Raw genomic sequence first — 26,028 nt, forward strand, 5'->3', positions numbered from 1 at the left:
GCGCTTGCGGTCAACAAGTTGGCGTCCGGGGCTAGCGTCCTGCCAGATCGCTTGGGGCAGGATGGGCGCATCAATAAACAAGAGGATGGGAGCATGGACGGTACTTCTGCAAGTCCCCAACAGATGAATGCACATCAGCGTTCAGCGCATATCCGTGAAATGGTGCTCGCCGAAGGCGTCCGATTACGCCAACGGCACCCCTGGCTGCTGCATCAGGACGCGTTGGGCGCGGGCATTCTGGCGTTTGCCTTGCTGGGCATGCTCGGTTCTGCGGCGCTGTACATCACCGGGCATATGGCCTGGTGGGTGTGCCTGCTGCTCAATGCCTTCTTCGCCTCGCTGACCCACGAGCTGGAGCACGACCTGATCCACAGCATGTACTTTCGCAAGCAGCGCCTGGCGCACAACCTGATGATGGGCCTGGTATGGCTGGCGCGGCCGAGCACGATCAACCCGTGGATACGCCGGCACCTGCACCTCAACCACCACAAGGTGTCGGGCACCGAGACCGACATGGAAGAGCGCGCCATCACCAATGGCGAGCCGTGGGGCATCGCGCGGTTGCTGATGGTGGGTGACAACGTAATGTCGGCCTTTATCCGCATGCTGCGCGCCAAGACCTGGCACCACAAACTCAAGATTCTCAAGCGCTCACTGCTGGTTTACGCACCGCTGGCGTTGCTGCATTGGGGCGCGTGGTATGTGTTCCTCGGCTTCCATGCCGCCAATGGCATCGCCAGCCTGATGGGCGCGCCGATCGAGTGGTCAGCCGGCACGTTGCAGATGATGCAGATGATCGATATCGCCGCCGTGGTGATCATCGGCCCCAACGTGTTGCGCACTTTTTGCCTGCACTTTGTCAGCTCCAACATGCACTACTACGGCGACGTGGAGCTGGGTAATGTGATCCAGCAAACCCAAGTGCTCAACCCATGGTGGATGTGGCCGATGCAGGCGTTTTGCTTCAACTTCGGCAGCACCCATGGCATCCACCATTTTGTGGTGAAGGAGCCGTTTTACATCCGCCAGATGACGGCCAAGGTGGCGCACCCAGTGATGGCCGAGATGGGCGTGCGCTTCAATGATTTTGGGACGTTTTTGCGGGCCAATCGGCTTGGTTTTCCACCGCCAGCAGGGTTTCGATCAGCGCCTTCGCCGCAGGCGACAAGCGAACCCCAGCGCGGCTGACCACGCCGCAGCGGTTGTTCAAACTGCCCAGGCTGTGCGGTAGGTTACGCCAGTGCAGCACCCTCAGCTCGCCGCGGGTGAGCGCGTCGACGAAGGCTTCTTCTGCTCCCATGCCGATGGCGTCTGACTGCCTTACGATGCTGGCTAGCGTGGAAAACTGTTCGAGCTCGATAGCGGGTGCAAAGTCGACGCGCCCGCTGAGGTTGGCCAGCAACTTGCGAGTGCCTGGCGCCATCAATGGTGTGGCCAATGGGTAGCCGAACAGGTCATTGGTGGAGAGGCTGTCCTTGGCCAGCAGCGGGTGCCCGGCGCGGCAGAAAAATACCGTGCGTCGTGGTTGAAGGGCTTGAGTTTGAAAATGCGGATCGGCTTCAAAGTGACGCACGTCAGCGATAAAAAACTCGATCTCTTCCCGGCTCAGGCTGCGCTCCAGTTTTTCCCAGTTATCCACCTGCAAGGCGATGCGTACCTTGGGATAGGTCGTGATAAAGCGGGCTATCGTCAGGGGCACCAGGTTAACCGCCGCCACTGCGTCGCTGCCAAAACGCAACTCGCCAGCGTCGAGCTTGGTCATACGCGTGACTTCATGGCTGAGCAACGCCGCACCTTGCACCAGTCCCAGTGCGTGCTGCAGCACCACCTGGCCCTCAGGGGTGGGGCGCAGGTCCTTGTTGGCGCGGTCCACCAGTAGGCAGCCAAGCTCCTGCTCCAAACCCTGGATGCTGCGACTGAAAGCCGGTTGGGTAATACCCATGGCGTCAGCGGCGCGCACGAAACTGCGGTGCTTGTTCAGAGCGATGAAGTAGCGCAGTTGGCGCAGATCCATAGGGGGGCCGTCGTCCGTAAGGGAAGCCGGGATTTTTGAGGTTCTTTCTTATTCCGTCAATGAAGTCTATTTGTTTTATTAAGATCTAAAATGCATATCTATAGAGCAGGTGCCGTGCGATAGGTGGCCGGGCTGAACACCCGCGTCACCATCAGCATTGCTACTGCCGTCATCGTCAGCACCACCCAGGCGCTGACAAAGTTGCCGGTGAGCTCACGCAGCCAGCCGGTCAGCCATGGCGAAATCGCGTTGATCAAAAAGCCCACGCCTTGCACGAACGCTGCCAGTTGCCCGGCTTGGCGCGGGTCGCGATGGTGGTCGAGGGTCAGCAGCAGGCTCAGGGCGAAACACGCGCCCAGGCCGAAACCACACAACGCCACCCACAGGTGCGGATAGCCCAGCGGCGCGATGATCAGGCCGAGGTAGCCGACGGTTTGCGCCAGCAGGCTGATGCCGAGCAGCGGGCGCCGGTCGATGCCGCGTTGCGCCAGCACCGGCATCAACAGCGCGGCGATCACCTGGAAGATGGTCATGAACGCCAGCAACGAACCGCTTGGCAGCACGCCCCAACCCAGTTGCTGATAGTACGCAGGCAGCCACGCCACCATGCTCATGTAGCCGCAGTTCACCAAGCCGAAATACAGCGCCAACAGCCAGGCACGTCGATTGCGCAGGCCTTTGAACGTCGGCATCACACTGGCGCTTCTGGCCGCACCGAGCGGTAAAAAAGCCCACAGCAGCAACGCGGCCAGCGCCGGCAACAGCCACACGCCCAGCCCCGCCTGCCATTGCTGAAAATGCGTGGCCACCACCGGGCTGAGCAGCGCCGCCAAGCCGCCACCGGCCATCAACGACGCCGAATACACGCCCATCGCCACTGGCACGCGGTGATGAAACTCACGCTTGATCATCGCCGGCACCAACGCCTGGATCAGCGCTACACCCGCGCCGCCGAGCAATGCGGTGACCAGCAGTGCCGATGCCTGGCCCATCAGCCAGCGCGCCAGGCACGCCAGCAGAATCATCATCAAGCCCAGGGCAATGCCGCGACGTTCACCCAGGCGTGCTTCCACGCGAACGCCGATCAGCGCCACCAGGCCCATGCACACCACCGGCAGGCTGGTGAGCAGGGCGCTGCTCTGGAAGCTAAGGCCAGTGGCCTGGCGAATCTCGCCGAGCAACGGGCTGATGGAGCTGAGGATGGGGCGTAGGTTGAGGCCGAGGACGACCAGTAGGACCCAGCCGGCGAGTTTGCCCATGAGTGATGGGTTAAGCGGCATGCATGACCTCTCGGGTGCGCAAAAGAGGCATGGAGTATGGATAGCCGACGACGTATTTTGAATTTAAATCTAACCCTGCCGGCGTGTGTCGCCGCGTGCTTAAACCAACTTATAGGCCTCAGCCCTTGAGCCAGGTGCGCGCCCCAAGCGGCCGTAGTCCTCTATTCTGCCATTGAGTACTGTAAAAACGTGGTCGTTTTTGGCCATGACACCGGCTGCGCCGTTGGCCAATTCCTGTGGTGTGGCTCGCCGGATACGGTTTTTCAGGCCCAGACGTTGCAGCCCTTCTGCGGTGTGTTCCCAGCTGTTCAGGGTAGCCAATGCATGGCTGAAACTGCGGGACGCGATGCCATCATTGTTTTCCATCTGTGCCCGCTTGGCGCTGACCGCGTACATGAAGTTGGCATCTTTGAGCATCTGTTTGTTATCGCCCTTGAACCCTGATTTCCGAGCAGCTTCTTCGAGCTCTGCAATGCTCACATGGTAGATTTTGTCAGAGTCTTTCATTTTGACGTCAAAGCCGTTGCCGTTTTCTTTTACCGATTCGTAAACATCTGCGGGGCCACCTTCTTTTTGCATGGCCGCCTTTATGGCTGCGACGGTTACACAATTCTCCGTGCCCCTCTCTTGCCAAAATCCACTGACAAGGTCCTGTTCGCTATAGGGGCCACGTTTTATGGGCACGTCACCGGCTTGGCCGCTGTATGAAGCCTGCCCGCCTTGCTGTGTATTGCTGCGGCCTGCGCCATGCGCGCGGTTCGCCGAGTTGCCTTGGTGATTGGCATTTGGGCTAGAGCCTGGGTTGGCAGCGTTTGAAGCCTTCGTGTCCGGCTGCGTATTTTGCTCAACCAAACCCGTCAACATTTTCATCAAGCGGTTGAGGAGGGAAATGAGTGAGTTCACTTCGCTCTTTATCGCTTGGTCGATGCCTGCAGCGTTGGATGCAGGGCTCTTTGCATGATGGCTGGCATAGTTGATCTGAGGTCCCTGCTGGGCGCGTGTCGCGCTGGGGGCGGAACGCTGCGCGTCAGCCTGGGGAGCGCGGGACGGGTAACTGGCGAACAGGTTTCTGAGTTGGGAATCGATGTTCATAGGGTGCTCTAACCATGTGCGGCCTCCCAGCAGCAGGAGCCGTGATTGTGTGTCGGCGCGCGCTCAGGCGCGCCGTATTCAACCCCTTGGTGGTTCAAGCCAGGTTCCGGTTCCAAGCCCCCGTACGAATAAACGCCTCTTCCCAGCTGGCCCCCGACCCGTCTGACGTCGTTGGTGGCGAACGTTTTGCAAGCGATGAATCGACGAAAAACCCATGCCTTCGATGAATATTTTGCATGCCTGCAAAGCATCAAAATTCAGCGCCTCGGCGCCAAGCCAAGCAGGCCATGGCGTTGGCGTTTCAGGACGCTTCTCTTATTCAATCTAGATCTATGTATAACTTGAAAGATTACTTTAAGAGATAAGCGTCTGGCCCCGATGATTCAGCCCTCGACGGCCGCTTTGGCAGGCCTGTCGGTTTTTTTGTTTCAAAACCGTAGGGAGTGAATCAATGGGCAATGTCCAGACCGCCGCCAGTGCACACGAGGCGCAGTGGCGCCAGGCACCGGGTGGTGAGTTGGTCGACCTTGGCCGGCCGCATCGCGCACTGTTGGGGCAGTTGCGTTTGCAGAAAACCCCTCGCCGTTTTTCGAGTCGTCGTGAAGGGCTTCTGCTGGGTTTGCTGGTGCTGGCCCTGCACGGTGCGGTGATCTACTGGGTAAGCCAGAAACCGACGCCGGTGCTGCCGATTGTGCCGCCGGAAATCCCGCCGATGACCATCGAATTTTCCCAGCCGGCGACGCCCGTGGTGGAGCCGCCATCGCCTGTGACGCCACCACCGCCACCGCCCGTGGTCGAGCCACCGCCGCCGGTTGTGGATGAATTGGCCGCCAAGCCGGCGCCGCCAAAACCGATTCCCAAGCCTAAACCCAAGCCCGTGCCGAAGCCCGAGCCCAAGCCAGCACCGAAACCGGTCGAGCAGCCGCCCACGCCACCCAAGCCCGCGCCACCTGTACCGCCCGCGCCGGCCGCTCCACCGTCGCCTGCACCGGTTACACCCGCTTCGGCCAACGCCGCGTACCTGAAGAACCCGGCACCGGAGTACCCGTCACTGGCCCAGCGCCGCGGTTGGGAAGGCACTGTGTTGTTGCGGGTGCAGGTACTGGCCAGCGGCAAACCGGGCGAGATTCAGGTCCAGAAAAGCAGCGGTCGCCAGCAACTCGATGACGCCGCACTGACCGCCGTGAAGCGTTGGAGCTTCGTGCCGGCCAAGCAGGGCGAGGTGGCCCAGGACGGCTGGGTCAGCGTACCGATCGATTTCAAGATTCACTAACTATTGCTGCGGGGCGTTGCACACGCCGCGACGTGTACAGAGGGAAAACATCATGGCATTAGCATCTCCACTTGAATCCATCGAAAGCGCGGTGATCTGGCTGCTGGTGGTCTTTTCGGTCGCCACTTGGGGCTTCGCCTTGCTCAAGGGCCTGCAGTTCGGTCGCCTCAAGGCCCAGGATCGCAAATTTCACAAACAGTTCTGGGCGGCGTCGAGTCTCGACTCTGCCGCCGAACTGGCCGAGACCCAGCCCGGCGCTGCGGCCCGTGTGGCCCAGGCCGGTTATGCGGCGATCCAGGTCGGCGATGCGCCACAGGCTGCGCCCTTGAGCCAGGCCATCAACCATCAGGACCGCCTTGAGCGCGCCCTGCGCCAGCAGATCGTGCGAGAGCGTCGCTCCCTGGAAACCGGCCTGGCCGTGGTCGCCAGTATCGGCAGCACCTCGCCGTTTATCGGCTTGTTCGGCACTGTGTGGGGGATCATGGAAGCGCTGAAGGGCATCAGCGCAGCCGGTTCCGCCAGCCTGGAAACCGTGGCCGGCCCGATTGGTGCGGCGCTGGTGGCCACCGGCGTAGGGATCGCCGTCGCGGTGCCGGCGGTGCTGGTCTACAACTACTTCCTGCGTCGGCTGAAGCTGACGGCTGCCGACCTGGATGACTTTGCCCACGACTTTTACAGCCTGGCGCAGAAGAATTCCTTCCGTGTGCTGCTGCATCCTGCGCTGACCAAAAGCGCGGCCGGCAACCCGCATAAAGTGAAGGAGGCGTCCTGAGATGGCCTTCTCCACGCAAGACAGTGATGAGGTGCTGAGCGAGATCAACGTCACACCGCTGGTGGACGTGATGCTGGTGCTGCTGGTGGTGTTTATCGTCACCGCGCCGCTGTTGACTAATTCGATCCCGATCAACCTGCCCAAAACCCAGGCCGTGGCCCCGGTGGAGCAAAAAGACCCGCTGGTGGTGAGCATCGACGGCGCCGGCAAACTGTTTATCAACAAGGACGAAATCCAGCCAAACCGGCTGGAATTCAACCTGCAGTCGGCCAAGGCCAAAGACCCCGATGTGCGGGTGCAACTGCAGGCTGACGATGGGGTGAATTATGGCGAAGTGGCGCGAGCCATGGCGTCTATCGAACGCGCGGGGATTACCAGGCTGTCGGTGATCACCGCACGTTAGTTTCAAAAGCATCGACAAGTTTTTGGCCGTTTCCTTGGCAGGGTGCGGCCTTTTTTTTGCGCAATTGAGTAGATATATAGCTGTTTATATTTCTGAATATTGTGGTGGTAAAACTTTTACATATTTCTTGGTTTTTCGGAGCGTGCAATTTTTATTGAGATGATTATTCTTGCCGGACACGGAGTAATTATATCAATGGAGAAATGCTATGGCTGTCCGAACTGCTCACCCTATGAGCCCCTTTTTTATTTCACGCACGCCAGTCCCCAAGGTTGAAGAAATAAAAGCCATTGCGCCTTCGATGTCCGGCGGAACAGGCGCGGCGCATCCGTTGGCGTATGCATCTTCAACGTCCACACCTTCAACTGCATCGGTTGATGTCCCTGGACGTCAGGGAGTTGGGCGTTTGCCGTTGAAGGAAAATGCCAATATTGAAGCCTATATAAGTCAGAATATATTTGACTTTGTCACGCCAGAAAAAGAAATTTCTAATATTCTGAAGGCGCAGATAAAGCAGCGCTGGGGTATAGATGTAGATCCGGATAAAACATATTTAGTTACCTTCAAAAAAGATGGCGAAGACGAAAAGGATGTCGTAGAAAAAATAACGCTTACACAAGCGGCATTAAAAAATAGACAAGATTTACCGCTGGGCGAAAATAAAAACTGGTTTCAGAAGATTGCCCAATATTTTTCGCCCGTGGTCTATGGCTACAATAAAATAGAAGACTGGGTGCAGGCGGCGAACAGTCGGCAAGCCATTTACCGTGAGCCTGAAGCCCCGGCGGCTTCACTGTACAGTTCGGCCACCAAACTCCCGATACCCGTCGATGCATTCAAATCGTTGGTATGGGATACCGACAGGACAAGCCTTTACAAAAAAACGCTCGACGGGTTTTGGGATAAACACAGCGCTTCCTATACGCCTTTGAGCAAAATTGCCTTCGTTAAAGCTATCAATCTTCAGCGTTTGGAGAGGACGCTTGGGCCTGTCGAGGTGAAACTCGCTCAGCGTGCGTTAGGGCCTGTGGCGCAGAAGGAGTGGTCCGAGCTGACCGTTGAGGATTTTAACAAGCCTGCGGTTAAGGACCCGAATCTGGATATCGGTTTGCTCAGCATCAACGGCTTTGAGTCTACGGACTTGATGTGTGTGACGGACCGCAGAACCCAGCTGACCTTGCTGTACATTCCAGGTAACTCCTCGCCGATACATCGCTTCGATAACCCCGCGCAGATGCGCACTTGGTTAGCCAAGCAGGCCGCTGACCCGGTAAAACGCGAATCGCTGTTGACGCACTTTTCCCTCAAGGACCAGGCCCGCCGGGCCTTGTCCGATGGTGTACGTCAATGCCTGGAGGGGATAGGAAACTGGTCCGACGCCCAAGAGCCGGGAAGCTCTGTTTTTTCCCGGCTTAATATGTGGCTTCCGGACCGCTTTATCACCACCGAGTCGGTGAAAGGTGATCCTTTTGAAGAGGTCATGACTCGGCAAAAAGCGCGGTCTTACTCGGATGCGGAAAACTCGATCGTCAGCGACAGTGACTACACGAAGAACAAGATAATTGCGGGCGTGGAAGAGGCCACCAAAGTCGCGATGTTTATGACGCCACTCGCCCTTGTGATGCCGGAAGTGGCCGTAGCGCTTGATGTGTTCTTTGTGACTGCCGGGGCCACTGAGGCAGGCATTGGTATTGATGATGTCGCCAAGGGTAAGGCGGCTGGCACTGACCGTATCGTGTTTGGCGTATTGAACGCTGTGCCGCCCTTGGTCACTCATGTAGGGGCGCCGCTTGCAAAAGCGCTTACATCGTCAAAGCTAGTGAACAGGGTGACCAGCGAGGGGGCAGCAGCGGGCGTTGACATTGGAGCCCAGGTGCCTACTCAAGCTGGCGAACAAGTGCGTCCATCGTTCAAACCACCTCAACGTATCAATGGGCAGATTGGATACCCGATGAGCCCTGTTTCGCCACCTGTGATCGTTGAAGAGTTCAAAGTTCCCATGGACGATGTCCGACAGTTGGGCTCCGGCGCGAATTATATTTTTGTTCATGGGTACTCTTGTCAGGTGAAGTACGACGTAGCGGCAGGCTTGTGGCGTGGACTTAACGAAGAGGGGCAGGTAAATGATATTTTCTACTGGCGTGAAGGCAAGGACCAGTGGGTGGGCGGTACTAAAGCTGAAGCGATCGTGGGTAAGCAACATGGACCTGCGTCCATGACTAATAAAGTGTTGAAGTTGCCGATGTTACCGTCGCTGCCGTCGAACGCTACGGAGGTGCCCAAGGTAATCCATTATTTTTGGGCTGGAAACGAGATGCCTGAGCATTTGATCGAAAATATTATTGAGAACTCGAGAAAAAGCCCTGGGTATAAATCCATTGTGCATGTCGATGGTAACAATGAGCGTGTTTTTCAGAAAATAAAGTCTGTGTTGGACCATAAAGTCGGTGGGCTTGAAGTACACGATCTAAAAGAAGATGAAGCTTTTCGGGAACTCAATGCAGGAAAGTATGGGGAAATGTATCAATATTTCCGCTCAGGGCAGGGGCAAAACCTCTCGGCTTCGTCGGATGTCATGCGTGTTGCATTAATCAAGAAATACGGTGGGATATACCTCGATACTGACGACATGCTTACGACTAATGTGGGTAATGTCACGCTAAAGGCAACCCCCAATGATATTTTGCTGAACCAACCTGTCACGTATGCACCTGCAGATTTCAGTGGCTTCAATACAAGTAATTTTGCCAGTCATCCAGATAACCCCGTACTAGAGGAGATTCTGGAAGAGTCGTATCAACGATTCAAGGCTAATGAAGAATGGTTGGGTGCTAATCGCCCTTTCCTCAGTGATAATCCCACCGCCTCCGAAGAGCAAGCGTTTAAGGTTTATCAGAAGAAAATTTTCGAGATCACTGGGCCTAGAATGGTCAATGATGTGTTGGACCAATCACGGTATGGTCTTTTTCCGATGATTGAGGACTTAAATGATCTGGCAAGAGCAGATCTTAAACTTTCCGAGGACTACTCCCAAAAACTGAGGGAGGCATTTGCTTATTACACACCGATGAAGAGCAGGTTTGGGGTCTCCATCGGCGCAGAAGGGTCCATGAATCATTCTCGCTGAACCTCGGCTTCAGAAGAGTGGCCTGGTTGGGTTGTGATATAGGGTTATTCGTTTCGCCCCTGACGGCTCGCTGTCGGGGGCGCGATGATGGAGGCCTTGTGCAAGATAGGACGAAATGGCCGGGTGAGGTTAAGAGTCATTATTTGTCTAATATTCAATTTGGTTATTAATAAATTCTTTTTTATTCCTTAATCGCTTTGCATGTCAGCCCTATACTGCCCAGCAACGTTAAACGCTGCAGGAGGGCACACCCATGCACAGCGAGTCGATTCGTTATCTGATCGTGCCGGGCTGGCAAGGATCGCCAGAAGATCATTGGCAAAGTCATTGGCAGAACAGCCTGCCCAACAGCGCGCGGGTGGAGCAGGCCGATTGGCTGACGCCACGTCGCGAAGACTGGGTGGCCGCGCTGGCCGAGGCCATCGCCGCCGACAGCACCCCTGTGATCCTGATCGCCCATAGCCTGGGTTGCATCACCGTCGCCCACTGGGCGGCCACCGCCCCCGTGCATTTTTTGCGGCAGGTGCGCGGCGCCTTGCTGGTGGCTCCGGCGGATGTCGAACGCCCGGCCTGTTCACCGGCCTTGCGCAACTTCGCGCCGATCCCGACCGACCTGCTGCCGTTTCCAAGCCAAGTGGTCAGCTCCGATAACGACAGTGCAGTCAGCGCCCCAAGGGCCCTGGAGCTGGCGCGTCATTGGGGCGCCGAAGCCGGCATCCTGTCGGGCGCCGGCCATATCAATGTGAAGTCCGGCCACCAGCGTTGGGAGCAGGGTTTCGCTTACCTCTATCGCTTGCAAAACCGCCTTGAGCATCACGCCCGGCGCAGTGCCTAAATTTTTTCAACGCCCCGTCCCTGAGTGGATTTGGGGCGGGAGCCTGCCATGAGTCATGAAACCTTCGGCCAGCCACTGCTGACCTTCCCCGACGCCGAAAAAAGCCCGCTGAGCATCCGCGCCAAGGCACTGGTGTTTGTCGACCCGCGTTCGCGTCAACTGCGTGAAGAGCTGGAAAGCCTGGCGCCGCGTGCCTTGCCGGTGTTGATTCGCGGTGAAACCGGTAGCGGTAAAGAGCTGCTGGCGCGGCATATTCACCGTGGCAGCGACCGCACCGGGCTGTTTGTCTCGGTTAACTGCGGTGCGATCAGCCCCACCTACGCAGATGCCGAATTGTTTGGCTACGCAGCAGGCAGCCACAGTGGCGCAGCGAGCAGCCGGGCCGGGTGGTTTGGTTCGGCCAACGGCGGCACCTTGTACCTGGACGAAATTGGTGACTTGCCGCTGCCGATCCAGGTGAAGCTGCTCGCCGCCCTGGAAAACCACGAAGTCACCCGCGTCGGCGCCCATCAGCCAAGCCCAGTGGATGTGCGGCTGGTCGCCGCTACCAGCATCGACCTGGCCCAGGCGGTGGCCGCGGGCAAGTTTAATGAGCGCCTGTTCCATTACTTGAGCGAAGGCCAACTCGACCTGCCGGCCCTGCGCGAGCGTATTGGTGACATTCTGTCCCTGGCCGAATACTTCCTCGGCATCTACAGCCAGCGCCTGGACCTGCCGGTGCCGCTGATCAGCGAGGCCGCCCAGCGCGTCCTCGAACACCACAGCTGGCCGGGTAACACCCGTGAGCTTGAAAACGTTATTCACTTTGCGCTGCTGGTGAGCAGTGGCGATGAGATTTTGCCCGAGCATCTGAACCTGCCGGCGGCGGGGTCGCCGCTTGCGCAGGTGCAGCGGATTTTCGCGAGTGCCACCGCCGCCGAGCAGCAAACCCTGCTCAGCTTTCTAAATGAACAGCCGCTACATGAGCAAAATGGAATATCAACTTGAATAAAAGATATTGTTCGGGAATAAAAAATCTAGGTATTGTCCATCCCACGCCGCGATAGCACTTCGCTGGCACACCATAAAAAACGGTCGTCAGAGACGCCCCGGAATTTCGATAAGGACACTGCATGAAAAAGGTTCTGTTGTTTACCGCACTGGCGGCTGCCCTGACTGCAAGCTTCGCCCAAGCCAACGAGAAACTGGTGGTTGCCGCCACCCCGATCCCGCACGCCGAGATCCTCGAGCTGGTCAAACCGACCCTGGCCAAAGAAGGCGTGGACCTGGAGATCAAAGTCTTCACCGACTATGTGCAGCCCAACACGCAGGTGGCCGAGAAACGCCTGGACGCCAACTACTTCCAGACCCTGCCGTACCTGGAAAACTTCAACAAGGGCAAGGGCACCAACCTGGTTACTGTGATCGGCGTGCACGTTGAGCCTATCGGCGGCTACTCGAAGAAGATCAAAAATATTTCTGAGCTCAAAGATGGCGCCACCGTGGCCATCCCGAACGAAGGCTCCAACAGTGGCCGTGCCCTGCTGTTGCTGCAAAAAAACGGTCTGATTACGCTCAAAGACCCGACCAATGCACTGTCCACGCCGAAAGACATCGCCAGCAACCCAAAGCACCTGAAATTCAAAGAGCTGGAATCGGCCCTGCTGCCACGCGTGCTGGACCAGGTTGACCTGGACGTGATCAACACCAACTACGCCCTGGAAGCTGGCCTGAACCCGGCCAAAGATGCGCTGATCATCGAAGACGCCAAGTCGCCTTACGTGAACTTCCTGGTCGCACGCCCAGACAACAAGGACAGCGACGCTATCCAGAAACTGGCCAAGGCGCTGACCAGCCCGCAAGTCAAAGCCTTCATCGAGAAGAAGTACAACGGCGCGGTAGTGCCTGCGTTCTGATGTAAACAAAACCCCCTTCAAGGTTTGAACGCCGACGGCTACTACAGCGTCGGCGTTTTTTTATGGCCGCCTGGAACACAATCAAAAATGTGGGAGCGGGCTTGCTCGCGAATGCGGTCTGTCAGTAACAGATGTTCTGACTGATACACCGCATTCGCGAGCAAGCCCGCTCCCACATTGGATCTTCAGCGTTTCAGAGATTGCGGCTATTAATCGCCCGGCGCAACGCCACCAACCACTTCACCAACTCCTGCGGATCAATCGGTTTCGCTTCGTTCATTTTCTCATTCCCTCGAAAAAACAGCTTTTCTGCGACCCCAAGACCATAGCCGCCACCGGCCAAACCCGCGAATTCGATGGTTATCTTTTTGCGTGATATCAATATGCTATTTAGGTATTTAAATTTTACTTTTTATACCTTTAAAGTTCGCGCTACCCGACGTTACCCACACCGGATTGGACTGCGCCCGCTGCATTACCCTTGCGGCGTCATGGACTCAAGATGACCTTCGATTTCGCTTTTATCCTCAGCACCTTGCCAGCGTTTCTCAACGCCGTGGGGGTGACGCTGCAAGTGGGCCTGATCGCCATTGCCACCTCGCTCCTGGTGGCGCTGATCAACGCGACGCTGCTGGTGTTTCGCACGCCGTACCTGTCGCGCCTGGTGGCGCTGTACGTGGAGCTGGCGCGTAACACGCCGCTGCTGATTCAACTGTTTTTCGTGTACTTCGCCTTACCGGCCCTGGGTTTGAATATTTCCGGGTTTTGGGCGGCGATCATCACCATGACCTTCCTTGGCGGCGCCTACCTCACCGAAGTGCTGCGCGCCGGTGTGGAAGCGGTGCCGCTGGCGCAGATCGAGTCGGGCAAGTCCATCGGCCTGTCCGACTGGCAACTGCTGCGCCACGTGATCCTGCCCCAGGCCGGCATCCTCAGCCTGCCGGCGCTGTTTGCCAATTTCATCTTTCTGCTCAAGGAGACCACGGTGGTCTCGGCCGTGGCGGTGCCGGAGATTCTCTACACCACCAAGAGCTACATCGCGCTCTACTACAAAACCTACGAAATGCTCGCCGTGCTGACGCTGATCTGCGTGCTGTTGTTTTTGCCGCTGTCGCTGCTGCTCAGCCGTCTGGAAAGGAGGCTCCAGCATGGCCAGTTCGGGTCTTGAGCTGTTGTGGGTGTCGTTGCCGCAACTGGGCAAGGGCGCTGCACAAACCCTGTCGATTTCTTTCCTGAGCATCGCCTTCAGTACGGTTGGCGGTGTGTTGTATGGCGTGCTGCGCACGTTGAATAACAAGGTGATCAACGTGGTGCTGCGGGTGTACCTGGAGCTGTTCCGGGCGATCCCGGTGCTGGTGTGGTTGTACCTGCTGTTTTTCGGCCTGCCGATTTTCTTCGGCCTGAGTATTCCGAGCTTCTGGTGCGCGGTGCTGGTGCTGTCGTTGTGGGGTGCCAGCGAGGTGGGCGAAGTGGTGCGCGGCGCGCTGCACTCACTGCCGCGTGGCCAGCGTGAAGCTGGCTTGTCGATTGGTCTGTCCGACCCGCAGCTGTACGGCTACGTGTTGCTGCCCCAGGCCCTCAAACGCATGACGCCGCCGACCATCAACGTCTACACACGCATCATCAAGACCAGCTCGCTGGCGGTGCTGATTGGCGTGGTGGACGTGATCAAGGTCGGCCAGCAAATCATCGAGCGCACCTACGAGTCGGTGTTGATCTACGGCGCGCTGTTCCTGTTTTTCTTCTTTATCTGCTACCCGTTGTCGGCCGCCTCCAAGGTGCTGGAACGGCGCTGGGCCCAAGCATGAGCGCATTGATCGAGTTTCAGGGTTTCAACAAATTCTTCGGTGAGCAGCAGGTGCTCAAGGGCATCGACCTGAGCGTGCAAAGTGGTGAAGTGGTGGTGATCCTCGGCCCCAGCGGCTGCGGCAAAAGCACCTTGCTGCGTTGCCTCAATGGCCTGGAAGTGGCCCACAGCGGCAGCCTGCGTTTTGCCGGCAAGGCGTTGCTGGACAAGGCCACCGACTGGCGCCAGGTGCGTCAGGACGTGGGCATGGTGTTCCAGAGCTACCACCTGTTCCCGCACATGAGCGTGCTCGACAACATCCTGCTCGGCCCGTTGAAAGTGCAAAAACGCGAGCCTCGTGAGGCCCGCGCTCAAGCTGAAAAATTACTCGAACGCGTGGGCCTGGCCGACAAGCGCGACGCCTTCCCGCGTCAGTTGTCCGGCGGCCAGCAGCAACGCATCGCCATCGTCCGTTCGCTGTGCATGAACCCGCAAGTGATGCTGTTTGACGAAGTCACCGCCGCCCTCGACCCGGAAATGGTCAAGGAAGTGCTGGAGGTGATTCAGGGCCTGGCCCGCGATGGCATGACCTTGCTGATCGTCACCCACGAAATGGCCTTCGCCCGCGCCGTCGCCGACCGTGTGGTGTTTATGGAGGCCGGTCGTATCCTCGAACACAACACCCCCGAAGAATTCTTTACGAACCCGCAAACCGCACGCGCGCAGCAGTTCCTGGAGAAGTTCTCCTTTGTTTCAACACTGCCCAAGAAAGCCAAGGAACTGGAACTGATATGAAAAAGTTACTGCTGCCACTGTTTGCCGTCGCGTTACTGGCCGGCTGCGATAAAAAGGCCGAAGAGCCTGCAAAACCTGCGGCTGCTGCCGCGAGCTACATCGACAAAATCAAGGCGCGCGACAAGCTGATCGTCGGCGTGTTTACCGATAAACCGCCATTCGGCTTTGTGAACGAAGCCGGTCGCTACGTCGGCTTCGATACCGACATCGGCCGTCAATTTGCCAAGGATTTGCTGGGCGATGAAAACAAGGTCGAGTTCGTCGCCGTGGAGCCCGCCAGCCGGATTCCATTCCTGCAGAGCGACAAGGTCGACCTGATCCTCGCCAACATGACCGTGACGCCGGAGCGCAAGGAAGCGGTGGACTTCACCAACCCCAACCTGAAAGTCGCGGTGCAGGCCCTGGTGCCTAAAGACAGCGCGGTAAAAAGCCTGGATGACTTGGCCACCCGCACCACCATTGTCACCACCGGCACCACGGCGGATATCTGGCTGACCAAGAACCACCCGGACTGGAAACTGCTCAAGTTCGAGAAAAACTCCGAATCGCTGCAAGCATTGTCGGCTGGGCGTGGTGATGCGTATGCGCAAGACAACCTGGTGCTGTTCAGCTGGGCCAAGCAGAACCCCGGCTACCGCGTGCTGGAAGAAAAACTCGGTGATGAAGCGCCGATTGCGCCGGCGGTGAAAAAAGGCAACATCGAACTGCGTGACTGGGTGAATGCCGAGTTGGCGAAGTTGGGTGAGGAGAAGTTCCTGCTCAAGCTGTATGACCAGTATGTGCGCAAAGAGCTGAGCGATGACACCAAGCCTGAGAGTGTGATTGTTGAAGGCGGCAAGTGGCAGGGTTGATGATCGTTCCCACGCTCTGCGTGGGAATGCCGCTTTGGACGCTCCGCGTGTGCTTTTAAAGTCGTGACGCGGAGCGTCAAAGGAGGCGTTCCCACGCAGAGCGTGGGGACGATTTTCAATGCGGTCGAATGTGGGAGAAGTTCCTGCTCAAGCTGTATGACCAGTATGTGCGCAAAGAGCTGAGCGATGACACCAAGCCTGAGAGTGTGATTGTTGAAGGCGGCAAGTGGCAGGGTTGATGATCGTTCCCACGCTCTGCGTGGGAATGCCGCTTTGGACGCTCCGCGTCCGCTTTTAAAGTCGTGACGCGGAGCGTCAAAGGAGGCGTTCCCACGCAGAGCGTGGGGACGATTTTCAATGCGGTCGAATGTGGGAGAAGTTCCTGCTCAAGCTGTATGACCAGTATGTGCGCAAAGAGCTGAGCGATGACACCAAGCCTGAGAGTGTGATTGTTGAAGGCGGCAAGTGGCAGGGTTGATGATCGTTCCCACGCTCTGCGTGGGAATGCCGCTTTGGACGCTCCGCGTGTGCTTTTAAAGTCGTGACGCGGAGCGTCAAAGGAGGCGTTCCCACGCAGAGCGTGGGGACGATCTTCAATGCGGTCGAATGTGGGAGAAGTTCCTGCTCAAGCTGTATGACCAGTATGTGCGCAAAGAGCTGAGCGATGACACCAAGCCTGAGAGTGTGATTGTTGAGGGCGGGAAGTGGCAGGGCTGATGATCGTTCCCACGCTCTGCGTGGGAATGCAGCTTTGGACGCTCCGCGTCCGCTTTTAAAGTCGTGACGCGGAGCGTCAAAGGAGGCGTTCCCACGCAGAGCGTGGGGACGATCTTCAATGCGGTCGAATGTGGGAGCGGGCTTGCTCGCGAAGAGGCCAGTGCAGTCACTGCACCTATTGCGGCCAATGCCACGCCGGCGCATCCAGAATCCCTTGCCCCACTATCTGCGTCTCGCCCATCACCTTCTCTAACACAATCGAATTGCACCCCTCATCCTGCTGCAACGCCGCAATCAAGCGGCTGGCATGCGACACCACCCACACTTGGCAATGCTCGGATGCCTGGATAATCAAACGCGCCAACGCCGGTAGCAGATCCGGGTGCAGGCTGGTTTCTGGCTCGTTCAGCACCATCATGGTCGGCGGCCGTGGCGTCAGCAGCGCCGCGATCAGCAGCAAATAACGCAACGTTCCGTCCGACAACTCTGCCGCCGACAATGGCCGTAGCAAACCTTCCTGATAAAACTCAATCGCAAAGCGCCCGCCCTGCAACGGCTCGATACTCAGCCGCGCCCCGGGGAACGCGTCGCTGACTGCACGCTGCAACGCTTCGGGGTCGCCAATTTCGCGAATGGTCTGCAATGCCGCCGCCAGGTCGCGCCCATCGTGATGCAACACCGGCGTGCGCGTGCCCAGTTGCGGTTGACGGGCGGGCGCATCCACGTCGCTGCGAAAGTGATCATAAAAGCGCCAGCCACGAATGCTTTCGCGCAGCAGCAATACTTCCGGCGAGCCGCGCAGGCTGCCCACCTGGTCGAACAGGCTGTGATAATCGGGTGTGTGCTGGGCCAGTACATCCCAACTGCGCCCGTCACGTGCCCGAACCATCGGCCCGGACCGCTGAACCAACAAACTGGCCGGCCGATAGAGATGGCCGGCCCAGATGCATTCTTTTTTTATTTCGGGGTCCAGGGAAAAATAACTGATGCCGGGTGACGGCAGCCCCATGGAAATGGCGTAGCTGAAATCTTCCCCGGCAAACCCCAACCGCAGGCGTTTTACGTTTTGACGGGTGGTGGCTTGCACGGCCACCTCACCGTCACGCATGCGCCGGGTGATGGTTTCCGGCCCGGCCCAAAAGGTCGAATCCAGCCCACCTTCACGGGCCAGCGCGTTGATGACGCCGCCTTGAGCGGTTTCCGCCAGCAGGCGCAAGGCGCGGTACAAGTTGGACTTGCCGCTGCCATTGGGGCCGGTGACCAGGTTCAGCCGGCCCAAGGGCACCACCAATTTATTGATCGAGCGGTAATTGGCCACCGCCAGGGTTTTCAGCATAGGTATTCAGTCGACGTGGGAACCATTGGAGTATGGGATCCTCCATGCAGATAAGGAACCCTGATCTAAGCTCACAGTCGCATACACACTGGCAAGTCGGCATCACGCAAAAGGAGCCTGCATGGGCGGTCGCACTTCACTGTTTTTACTCAGCCTTGGCCTGTTGGCGCTGCTGAGCGGCTGCGGCCAGGAAAAGGCCGAGCCCAAGGAACATTCGCGGGTATTTGTGCAAACCGTGCAGCCAGCGGATTTCGCAGCGGCGGTGACGCTGACCGGTGATATCCAGGCCCGCGTGCAAACCGATTTGTCCTTTCGCGTGGGCGGCAAGATCATCCAACGCATGGTGGATGTGGGCGACCGCGTGACCGCCAAGCAAGTGCTGGCCAAACTTGACCCAAAGGATTTGCAGACCAACGTCGATTCCGCCCAGGCCCAGGTTGTGGCCGAACAGGCCCGCGTCAAGCAAACCGCCGCCGCCTTCGTGCGTCAGGAAAAGTTGCTGCCCAAGGGCTACACCAGCCGCAGCGAATACGACGCCGCCCAGGCCGCGCTGCGCAGCAGCCAAAGCGCCCTGGCCGCCGCGCAGGCGCAACTGGCTAACGCCCGCGAACAACTCGGCTACACCTCACTGATTGCCGATGCGCCCGGCGTGATTACCGCGCGCCAGGCCGAAGTGGGCCAGGTAGTGCAGGCCACCGTGCCGATTTTCAGCCTGGCGACCGATGGCGATCGCGACGCGGTGTTCAATGTCTATGAATCGCTGCTGGTCGAGCCGCCGCCGGATGCGCCGATCACCGTCAGCCTGTTGGAAAACCCGAGCATCAAGGCCGTGGGCAAGGTCCGCGAAGTCACGCCTGCGGTGGCGGCCAATACCGGCACCGTCCAAGTCAAAATTGCCCTGCAATCGTTGCCCAAAGGCATGCAGTTGGGTTCGGTGGTCAGCGCGACCGCCAACGGCCCGGCCAAGGCCAGCATCGAGCTGCCGTGGGCGGCGCTGACCAAAGACCTCAACGAACCCGCCGTGTGGCTGATCGACGGTGACGGCAAGGCGCAGCTGCACAAGGTCAGCGTGGCGCGTTACCTCACTGGCAAAGTAATTATTGGCGATGGCCTCAAAGGCGGCGAAAAAGTCGTGGTGGCCGGTGGGCAATTGCTGCACCCCGGCATGCTCGTCGAGATCGCCCAGCAAGGAGCCCAGCCATGAAGCGCCTGACGGCCATGCTCGCCGCCAGCCTGTTGCTGGTTGCCTGCTCCAAGGAAGAACCGCCACCGGAGCCGGTGCGCCCGGTGTTGTCGATGGAAGTCAAAGCGCAAGACCAGGAAAACCTCGGTCGTTTCGCCGGTACTGTCCAGGCCCGTTATGAAAGCAACCTGGGCTTTCGTGTATCCGGCCGTATCGCCCGCCGCGCCGTGGACGTGGGCGCCGAAGTGGAGAAGGGCGCTTTGCTCGCCGTGCTCGACCCCACCGATCAGCAAAACCAGTTGCGCTCGGCCCAAGGCGACCTTGCCCGCGTGCAGGCGCAATTTATCAATGCCCAAGCCAACGCCCGCCGTCAGCAGGAATTGTTCAACCGCGGTGTGGGCGCCCAAGCCCAGTTGGATGTGGCGCAGACCGACCTGAAAACCACCCAGGCCACCCTCGATCAGGCCAAGGCTTCGGTCAACCAGGCCAAGGACCAACTCAACTACGCCGAACTGCGTACCGACCACGCCGGAATCGTCACCGCCTGGAATGCCGAAGCCGGCCAGGTGGTCAGCGCCGGCCAACAAGTGGTGACCCTGGCGCGCCCGGATATCAAGGAAGCGGTGATCGACCTGCCGGCCGGCCTCGCCGAACGCCTGCCCACCGACGTGGTGTTTCTGGTCGCCGGGCAACTCGACCCCAGCGTGCACACCACCGCCATCGTGCGCGAGATCGAACCCCAGGCGCAAAGCGCCACGCGCACCCGCCGCGCACGCCTGAGCCTGACCGAGACGCCACCCGCGTTCCGCCTGGGCACCGCCATCAGCGTGACCTTGAGTTCTGCCATCGCGCCGCGCATCGAGCTGCCGCTGAGCGCCTTGCAGGAGGTCGACGGCAAGACCCGCATCTGGCTGCTCGACACCCAAAGCCAGACCGTGCAGCCGCGTGACGTCACGGTGGTCAGCCGCGATGCCAGCAGTGCTTTGCTCAACGGCGGCGTCAAACCCGGCGAACGCATCGTTACCGCTGGCGTGAACAGCCTGAAGCCTGGGCAAAAAGTCAAAATCGACGAGGACAGCCCGCGATGAAAGGGAGCTTCAACTTATCCGACTGGGCCCTCAAGCATCAGTCCTTCGTCTGGTACTTGATGTTCGTCGCGCTCTTGATGGGCGTGTTCTCCTACATGAACCTCGGTCGCGAAGAAGACCCTTCGTTCACCATCAAAACCATGGTGATCCAGACCCGCTGGCCGGGCGCGACCCAGGAAGAAACCCTCAAGCAAGTCACCGACCGCATCGAGAAAAAACTCGAAGAGCTCGACGCCCTCGACTACGTGAAAAGCTACACGCGACCGGGCGAGTCCACGGTGTTCGTGTTCCTCAAAGACACCACCAGCGCCAAGGCCATCCCGGATATCTGGTATCAGGTGCGCAAGAAGATCGATGACATTCGCGGCACCTTCCCGCAGGGCTTGCAGGGGCCGTCGTTCAACGATGAGTTCGGTGACGTGTTCGGCTCGGTGTACGCCTTCACCGGCGATGGCCTGTCGATGCGCCAATTGCGCGATTACGTGGAACAGGTGCGCGCCGAAATCCGCGCAGTGCCGGGGCTGGGCAAGGTCGAGATGATCGGCCAGCAGGACGAAGTGATTTACCTGAATTTTTCCACGCGCAAACTGGCGGCCTTGGGCATTGATCAGCGCCAGGTTGTGCAAAGCCTGCAATCGCAGAACGCGGTGACCCCGGCCGGGGTTATCGAGGCCGGGCCGGAGCGGATCTCGGTGCGCACCTCGGGGCAGTTTGCCTCGGAGAAAGACCTGGCCAACGTCAACCTGCGGCTCAATGACCGTTTCTACCGTTTGGCCGACATTGCCGACATCAGCCGTGGCTACGTCGACCCGGCGCGGCCGATGTTCCGTTTCAACGGCAAGCCGGCGATTGGCCTGGCCATCGCCATGCAGAAGGGCGGCAATATCCAATCCTTCGGCAAGGCCCTGCACACACGCATGGACGAACTGACCGCCGACCTGCCGGTGGGCGTCGGTGTGCACAAAGTCTCCGACCAGGCGGAAGTGGTGGAAGAGGCCGTCGGCGGCTTTACCAGCGCACTGTTTGAAGCGGTGATCATCGTGCTGGTGGTGAGCTTTATCAGCCTGGGCATGCGTGCCGGGTTGGTGGTGGCGTGCTCGATTCCGTTGGTGCTGGCGCTGGTATTTGTGTTCATGGAATACAGCGGCATCACCATGCAGCGGGTGTCGTTGGGCGCGTTGATCATCGCCCTCGGCCTGTTGGTGGACGACGCGATGATCACCGTGGAGATGATGATCACGCGCCTGGAAAAAGGCGAAACCAAGGCGCAGGCGGCGACGTACGCCTACACGTCCACGGCGTTCCCGATGCTCACCGGTACGCTGGTGACCGTGGCCGGTTTCGTGCCCATCGGCCTCAACGCCAGCTCGGCGGGCGAGTACACCTTCACCCTGTTCGCGGTGATTGCCGTGGCGATGCTGGTGTCGTGGGTGGTGGCAGTGCTGTTTGCGCCGGTGATTGGCGTGCATATCCTCAGCGCCAACGTGAAACCGCATAACGCCGAACCGGGGCGTATCGGCCGGGCTTTCAATGGCGGCATGCTGTGGGCCATGCGCAACCGCTGGTGGGCCATCGGCATCACCGTTGGGCTGTTCGTGGCCTCGGTGTTTTCCATGCAGTTTGTGCAGAACCAGTTTTTCCCCTCGTCGGACCGCCCGGAAATCCTCGTCGACCTCAACCTGCCGCAAAACGCCTCGATCAACGAAACCCGCAAGGCCGTCGACCGCCTCGAAGCGATCATCAAGGATGACCCGGACATTGCCCGCTGGAGCACCTACATCGGCCAGGGCGCGATTCGTTTCTACCTGCCCCTCGACCAGCAGTTGGAAAACCCTTACTACGCGCAGTTGGTGATTGTCAGCAAGGGTCTGGAAGAGCGCGGCGCCTTGATTGCGCGCCTGCAAAAACGCCTGCGCGATGATTTTGTCGGCATCGGCAGCTATGTGCAGCCGCTGGAAATGGGCCCGCCGGTGGGGCGGCCGATTCAGTACCGCGTGTCTGGCAAAGACACCGATCAGGTGCGCAAACACGCCATCGAACTGGCGACCTTGCTGGATAAAAACACCCATCTGGGCGAGATCATTTATGACTGGAACGAGCCGGGCAAAGTGCTGCGCGTGGACATCGCCCAGGACAAGGCGCGGCAATTGGGGTTGTCGTCCGAAGACGTGGCGCAGTTGATGAACAGCGTGGTCAGCGGTGCGTCGGTGACTCAGGTGCACGACGATATCTACCTGATCAATGTGGTGGGTCGCGCCGAAGACGCCGAACGCGGCACGCCGGAAACCTTGCAGAACCTGCAGATCGTCACGCCCAATGGCACCTCGATTCCCTTGCTGGCCTTCGCCACTGTGCGGTATGAGCTGGAGCAGCCGCTGGTGTGGCGCCGCGACCGCAAGCCAACCATTACCATAAAGGCTTCGGTGCGCGATGAGATGCAGCCGACCGATCTGGTCAAGCAACTCAAACCCGAGATCGACAAATTCAGCGCCGGCCTGCCGGTGGGTTACAAAGTTGCCACTGGCGGCACCGTCGAAGAAAGCGGCAAGGCCCAAGGCCCCATCGCCAAAGTGGTGCCGCTGATGCTGTTCTTGATGGCGACGTTCCTGATGATCCAGCTGCACAGCGTGCAGAAGATGTTCCTGGTGGCGAGTGTCGCGCCATTGGGGCTGATCGGCGTGGTGCTGGCGCTGATTCCCACGGGCACGCCGATGGGCTTTGTGGCGATCCTTGGCATCTTGGCGCTGATCGGCATCATCATCCGTAACTCGGTGATTCTGGTGACGCAGATAGATGCCTATGAGCGCGACGGCTATACGCCGTGGGATGCGGTGGTGGAAGCCACCGAGCACCGGCGTCGGCCGATCCTGCTGACCGCAGCGGCGGCCAGCCTGGGCATGATCCCGATTGCACGGGAAGTGTTCTGGGGGCCGATGGCCTACGCGATGATTGGTGGGATCATTATCGCCACCTTGCTGACGCTGCTGTTTTTGCCGGCGCTTTACGTGGCTTGGTACAAGATTCGCGAGCCGAAGCAGGAAGAACGCGGTTAACCAGGAAGAAGTACGATTAAAAATGTGGGAGCGGGCTTGCTCGCGAAAGCGGTCTGTCAGTAACAGATGTTCTGACGGATACACCGCATTCGCGAGCAAGCCCGCTCCCACATTTGCATTTCAACGCGCCACAGCAGTTGTAGGAAACTTCCCGAAATACCTTGAGTACCGCCTGCAAGCCATCGAGTGTTTTACCCTCGACCACCCTCTTGCTCAGGTCGAACCCCATGAACTGCCTGCGTCATATTTTTCTGGTCTTCGGTTTACTGGTCTCGTCCCTGACCTACGGCGCGACTGTATTGGAAAACGCCCTGTGGCGCGTCGAAATTGACCCTGCCACGTTGGCGCTGCGCGTTACGCCCGCAGGCGAGACCTCGGTGCAAGCCTCCAGCGGCGTAGCCGCACACGCCGTCGCCGATATGCAGGCCGATGCTGAGCAGGCCACTTGGCAATGGGACAACGGCGCCTACCGTGTGAGCGCCCGCCTTGAGCAGCGCGACCTTGCCCTCACGATCAACGCACGCGAGCCGGGTGAGTTGCCGCTGCTGCGCCAACCCGCCGAGGCCATGGGCAACGGCTTGATCTGGCCCCTGGCCGAAGGGCATTACGTGCCCGCTGGTAACACCGTATGGAAGACGTTTTTGCTGGAGCAGGGCGAGGTCAATACCACGCAGGATCTCAGCCTGCCGCTATGGGGCTTGGATCATGGGCGCTTCACGCTTAACTGGTTGCTCACCAATCCCTATAACAACCATCTGCAATGGCAGGCAGACAGTGGCGGGTTGGCGCTTTCAGTGACGCACCAGTTCACTGCTCTTGAGCCTTCGGCGCCTATGACGTTGCGCCTGCACCTGGGCGATGCCGACCCCTTGGCGGGCGCTAAACGCTATCGCCAGTGGCTGGTGGAGCAAGGGCGTTATGAACCGCTGGCGGACAAGCTGCGCCAGACACCCGAGGCTGAAAAACTGCTGGGTGCCAGCCATGTCTATCTGTGGGGCAATGACCTGTTGGGGTCGAATGATGTGCGTGACTGGCCGTTGCTGGTGAAGTTGCTGCGCGGCCATGCACTCAAGGGCTTGCTGGACAAAGAGGCCACCCAAGTGCTGGCTCTGAACAGCACGTTGAATCGCTACCAAATGACGGTGCTGCTGCGTGGCCTCAACGCGGCAATCAACCAACAGGCCCGGAAAACCTGGCAGGCCACCGACGAGCCGGACATGCTCAAGCTCGCTGACGGTTATGGCGTACTGCGCCGTGAACTGGCCATAGCCTTTGCCGGCGCCTTGAGCGACCGCCCCGATACCTGGGGCAGCACGCTGTCGGCCAAGACCGTCGAGGCGTTGCAAGGCGCTGGGCTAAAGCGCCTGCTGTTGACGTTGGGCGAAGGCTGGGAAGGCGGCCTCTGGCACCCCGAGGCGATTCAGGTGGGCGTCAACGCCGGCTACCTGATGGCGCCCTACGACTCCTATGAAACCGCGTTATCCACCACCGAAAACCCGGACTGGACCACCGCCCACCTGGGCAGCAAGGCCTATCGTAGCTGCGCCATCGTGTTGAAAGACGGCAAGCTCAAGATCGGCTTCCAACAATCCGGCCATTACACTGACCCGCGCTGTGTACGGCCGCTGCTGGAAGCGCGCGTGAAGGCCGTGCAAGCCAAGGCGGGTTTCAACGCCTGGTTCCTGGATGCCTATGCCACCAGCATGGTCTTCGACAGCTACCGTAAGGGCGCCGAGATGACCCAGGCGCAAAACGCCGAAGGCAATATCGACGCGTCCCGCTGGCTGAGTGCTGCGCTCAAGTTGCCTGCCGGTTCCGAAGACGGCAATGCGGTGACGGCCCAAGGCATTCTGTTCGCCCACGGCATGCAGACGCCGGTGCTTGGCTGGGGTGACCGCGAGATGACCAAGGACAAACAGTCGCCCTATTACGTCGGCAACTGGTATCCGCCGGAGCAACCGGCGGTGTTCTTCAAAACGGTGCCGTTGAATGAGCCGTTCCGCACCGTGTATTTCGACCCGACGATGCGCTTGCCGCTGTATCAGGCGGTGTTCCACGGCTCGGTCATCACCACTCACCACTGGCTGTTCGACAGCCTGAAATTGAGCAATGTGCGAGCTGAGAACGAGCTGGCCCAACTGCTGTACAACGTGCCGCCGCTGTATCACCTGAGCGCCGCGACCCTTAAGCAGCGGTTACCGTTGATACAGCGCCAGGACCGGTTTTTCCGGCCGTTGCATGAGCGTTTGGCGACACAGGCAATGACCGATTTTCGTTGGCTGACGGCAGATCGGCAGGTGCAGCAGACCACGTTTGCCGATGGCTCGCGGTTGGTGGCGAATTTCTCGGCTGAGGAAATACAGGGCTATGCCGGGCGCAGTTTGACGGCACGGGTAGTGGGGGAAAAGCCGGTGGTGTATCAGGTGCATTAACGGTGCCTGTTAAACCGCTATCGCAGGCAAGCCAGCTCCCACAGGAGAATGCATTCCAAATGTGGGAGCTGGCTTGCCTGCGAAAGGGCCGGCCCA

21 protein-coding genes and 1 pseudogene are annotated in these 26,028 nt (G+C 59.1%); 17 read left to right on the plus strand and 5 right to left on the minus strand.

All coding sequences use genetic code 11. The features are described 5' to 3' along the window. Positions 1-93 precede the first annotated feature (93 nt). Entirely contained in the window at positions 94-1,188 is a 1,095-nt protein-coding gene (locus ACA065_RS00985; protein WP_497692940.1) for a fatty acid desaturase, read from the plus strand. Here ACA065_RS00985 and ACA065_RS00990 read toward each other — a convergent pair. The 3 genes from ACA065_RS00990 to ACA065_RS01000 form a co-directional block, all read right to left on the minus strand. Beyond that, positions 1,079-2,014 (minus strand): LysR family transcriptional regulator, encoded by a 936-nt coding sequence (locus ACA065_RS00990; RefSeq protein ID WP_497692941.1) that lies wholly within the window; start codon positions 2,012-2,014, stop codon positions 1,079-1,081. The genes ACA065_RS00985 and ACA065_RS00990 overlap by 110 nt on opposite strands. Before the next feature lie 98 nt (positions 2,015-2,112). Beyond that, positions 2,113-3,294 carry a CynX/NimT family MFS transporter gene (locus ACA065_RS00995; RefSeq protein WP_497692942.1) on the minus strand — a complete coding sequence of 394 codons (1,182 nt, stop codon included), beginning with the start codon at positions 3,292-3,294 and terminating at the stop codon, positions 2,113-2,115. Between the two features lie 99 nt (positions 3,295-3,393). Further along, on the minus strand, positions 3,394-4,386 hold the full coding sequence (locus ACA065_RS01000) for a hypothetical protein (protein WP_497692943.1): 993 nt from the start codon (positions 4,384-4,386) through the stop codon (positions 3,394-3,396). Between the two features lie 451 nt (positions 4,387-4,837). On the opposite strand from ACA065_RS01000, the gene ACA065_RS01005 reads away from it, so the two are divergent. From ACA065_RS01005 to ACA065_RS01035, 7 genes are all read left to right on the plus strand, one after another. Continuing rightward, on the plus strand, positions 4,838-5,659 hold the full coding sequence (locus ACA065_RS01005) for an energy transducer TonB (protein WP_497692944.1): 822 nt from the start codon (positions 4,838-4,840) through the stop codon (positions 5,657-5,659). Between the two features lie 49 nt (positions 5,660-5,708). After that, entirely contained in the window at positions 5,709-6,431 is a 723-nt protein-coding gene (locus ACA065_RS01010; RefSeq protein WP_497695278.1) for a MotA/TolQ/ExbB proton channel family protein, read from the plus strand. A gap of 1 nt (position 6,432) precedes the next feature. Then, positions 6,433-6,834: an ExbD/TolR family protein gene (locus ACA065_RS01015; protein ID WP_497692945.1), complete on the plus strand. Its 402-nt coding sequence runs from the start codon at positions 6,433-6,435 to the stop codon at positions 6,832-6,834. 208 nt (positions 6,835-7,042) lie between these two features. Then, positions 7,043-9,961, plus strand: a complete 2,919-nt coding sequence (locus tag ACA065_RS01020; RefSeq protein WP_497692946.1) for a glycosyltransferase family 32 protein — start codon at positions 7,043-7,045, stop codon at positions 9,959-9,961. A gap of 253 nt (positions 9,962-10,214) precedes the next feature. Then, complete coding sequence (locus ACA065_RS01025; protein ID WP_497692947.1) at positions 10,215-10,796, plus strand: alpha/beta hydrolase; 582 nt, start codon at positions 10,215-10,217, stop codon at positions 10,794-10,796. 48 nt (positions 10,797-10,844) lie between these two features. Beyond that, a complete protein-coding gene (locus ACA065_RS01030) occupies positions 10,845-11,783 on the plus strand; it encodes a sigma 54-interacting transcriptional regulator (protein ID WP_497692948.1) in 939 nt (312 codons plus the stop codon). A 125-nt stretch (positions 11,784-11,908) separates the two neighbouring features. Further along, the gene (locus ACA065_RS01035; RefSeq protein WP_497692949.1) at positions 11,909-12,691 is read left to right on the plus strand and encodes a MetQ/NlpA family ABC transporter substrate-binding protein; all 783 of its coding nucleotides are present in this window, start codon (positions 11,909-11,911) and stop codon (positions 12,689-12,691) included. A gap of 193 nt (positions 12,692-12,884) precedes the next feature. On the opposite strand, the gene ACA065_RS01040 is transcribed toward ACA065_RS01035, so the two are convergent. Further along, the gene (locus tag ACA065_RS01040) at positions 12,885-13,073 is read right to left on the minus strand and encodes a hypothetical protein (protein ID WP_497692950.1); all 189 of its coding nucleotides are present in this window, start codon (positions 13,071-13,073) and stop codon (positions 12,885-12,887) included. A gap of 120 nt (positions 13,074-13,193) precedes the next feature. On the opposite strand from ACA065_RS01040, the gene ACA065_RS01045 reads away from it, so the two are divergent. The 5 genes and pseudogenes from ACA065_RS01045 to ACA065_RS01065 all read left to right on the plus strand — a co-directional run. Beyond that, on the plus strand, positions 13,194-13,859 hold the full coding sequence (locus ACA065_RS01045) for an amino acid ABC transporter permease (protein WP_497692951.1): 666 nt from the start codon (positions 13,194-13,196) through the stop codon (positions 13,857-13,859). Next, positions 13,840-14,499 carry an amino acid ABC transporter permease gene (locus ACA065_RS01050; RefSeq protein WP_497692952.1) on the plus strand — a complete coding sequence of 220 codons (660 nt, stop codon included), beginning with the start codon at positions 13,840-13,842 and terminating at the stop codon, positions 14,497-14,499. The genes ACA065_RS01045 and ACA065_RS01050 overlap by 20 nt, the downstream gene beginning before the upstream one ends. Continuing rightward, a complete protein-coding gene (locus ACA065_RS01055) occupies positions 14,496-15,272 on the plus strand; it encodes an amino acid ABC transporter ATP-binding protein (RefSeq protein ID WP_497692953.1) in 777 nt (258 codons plus the stop codon). The genes ACA065_RS01050 and ACA065_RS01055 overlap by 4 nt, the downstream gene beginning before the upstream one ends. Beyond that, the gene (locus ACA065_RS01060) at positions 15,269-16,123 is read left to right on the plus strand and encodes a transporter substrate-binding domain-containing protein (protein ID WP_159953636.1); all 855 of its coding nucleotides are present in this window, start codon (positions 15,269-15,271) and stop codon (positions 16,121-16,123) included. The genes ACA065_RS01055 and ACA065_RS01060 overlap by 4 nt, the downstream gene beginning before the upstream one ends. Before the next feature lie 373 nt (positions 16,124-16,496). Continuing rightward, positions 16,497-16,601 (plus strand): annotated as a pseudogene (locus ACA065_RS01065) (glutamine ABC transporter substrate-binding protein); the annotation flags it as partial. Between the two features lie 414 nt (positions 16,602-17,015). On the opposite strand, the gene ACA065_RS01070 reads toward ACA065_RS01065, so the two are convergent. Beyond that, positions 17,016-18,176: an AAA family ATPase gene (locus tag ACA065_RS01070; protein WP_497692954.1), complete on the minus strand. Its 1,161-nt coding sequence runs from the start codon at positions 18,174-18,176 to the stop codon at positions 17,016-17,018. Positions 18,177-18,297: 121 nt separating this feature from the next. Here ACA065_RS01070 and ACA065_RS01075 point away from each other — a divergent pair, with 121 nt between their 5' ends. The 4 genes from ACA065_RS01075 (at position 18,298) to ACA065_RS01090 (ending at position 25,932) form a co-directional block, all read left to right on the plus strand. Next, positions 18,298-19,380 carry an efflux RND transporter periplasmic adaptor subunit gene (locus tag ACA065_RS01075; RefSeq protein ID WP_497692955.1) on the plus strand — a complete coding sequence of 361 codons (1,083 nt, stop codon included), beginning with the start codon at positions 18,298-18,300 and terminating at the stop codon, positions 19,378-19,380. Beyond that, entirely contained in the window at positions 19,377-20,447 is a 1,071-nt protein-coding gene (locus tag ACA065_RS01080) for an efflux RND transporter periplasmic adaptor subunit (protein ID WP_497692956.1), read from the plus strand. The genes ACA065_RS01075 and ACA065_RS01080 overlap by 4 nt, the downstream gene beginning before the upstream one ends. Beyond that, positions 20,444-23,500, plus strand: coding sequence for an efflux RND transporter permease subunit (locus tag ACA065_RS01085; RefSeq protein WP_497692957.1), 3,057 nt, complete (start codon positions 20,444-20,446; stop codon positions 23,498-23,500). Before ACA065_RS01080 ends, ACA065_RS01085 begins: the two co-directional genes overlap by 4 nt. A 227-nt stretch (positions 23,501-23,727) precedes the next feature. After that, positions 23,728-25,932 (plus strand): glycoside hydrolase, encoded by a 2,205-nt coding sequence (locus tag ACA065_RS01090; protein WP_497692958.1) that lies wholly within the window; start codon positions 23,728-23,730, stop codon positions 25,930-25,932. Positions 25,933-26,028: the final 96 nt, after the last annotated feature.

The sequence above is a fragment of the Pseudomonas sp. LBUM1640 genome (assembly GCF_059716225.1).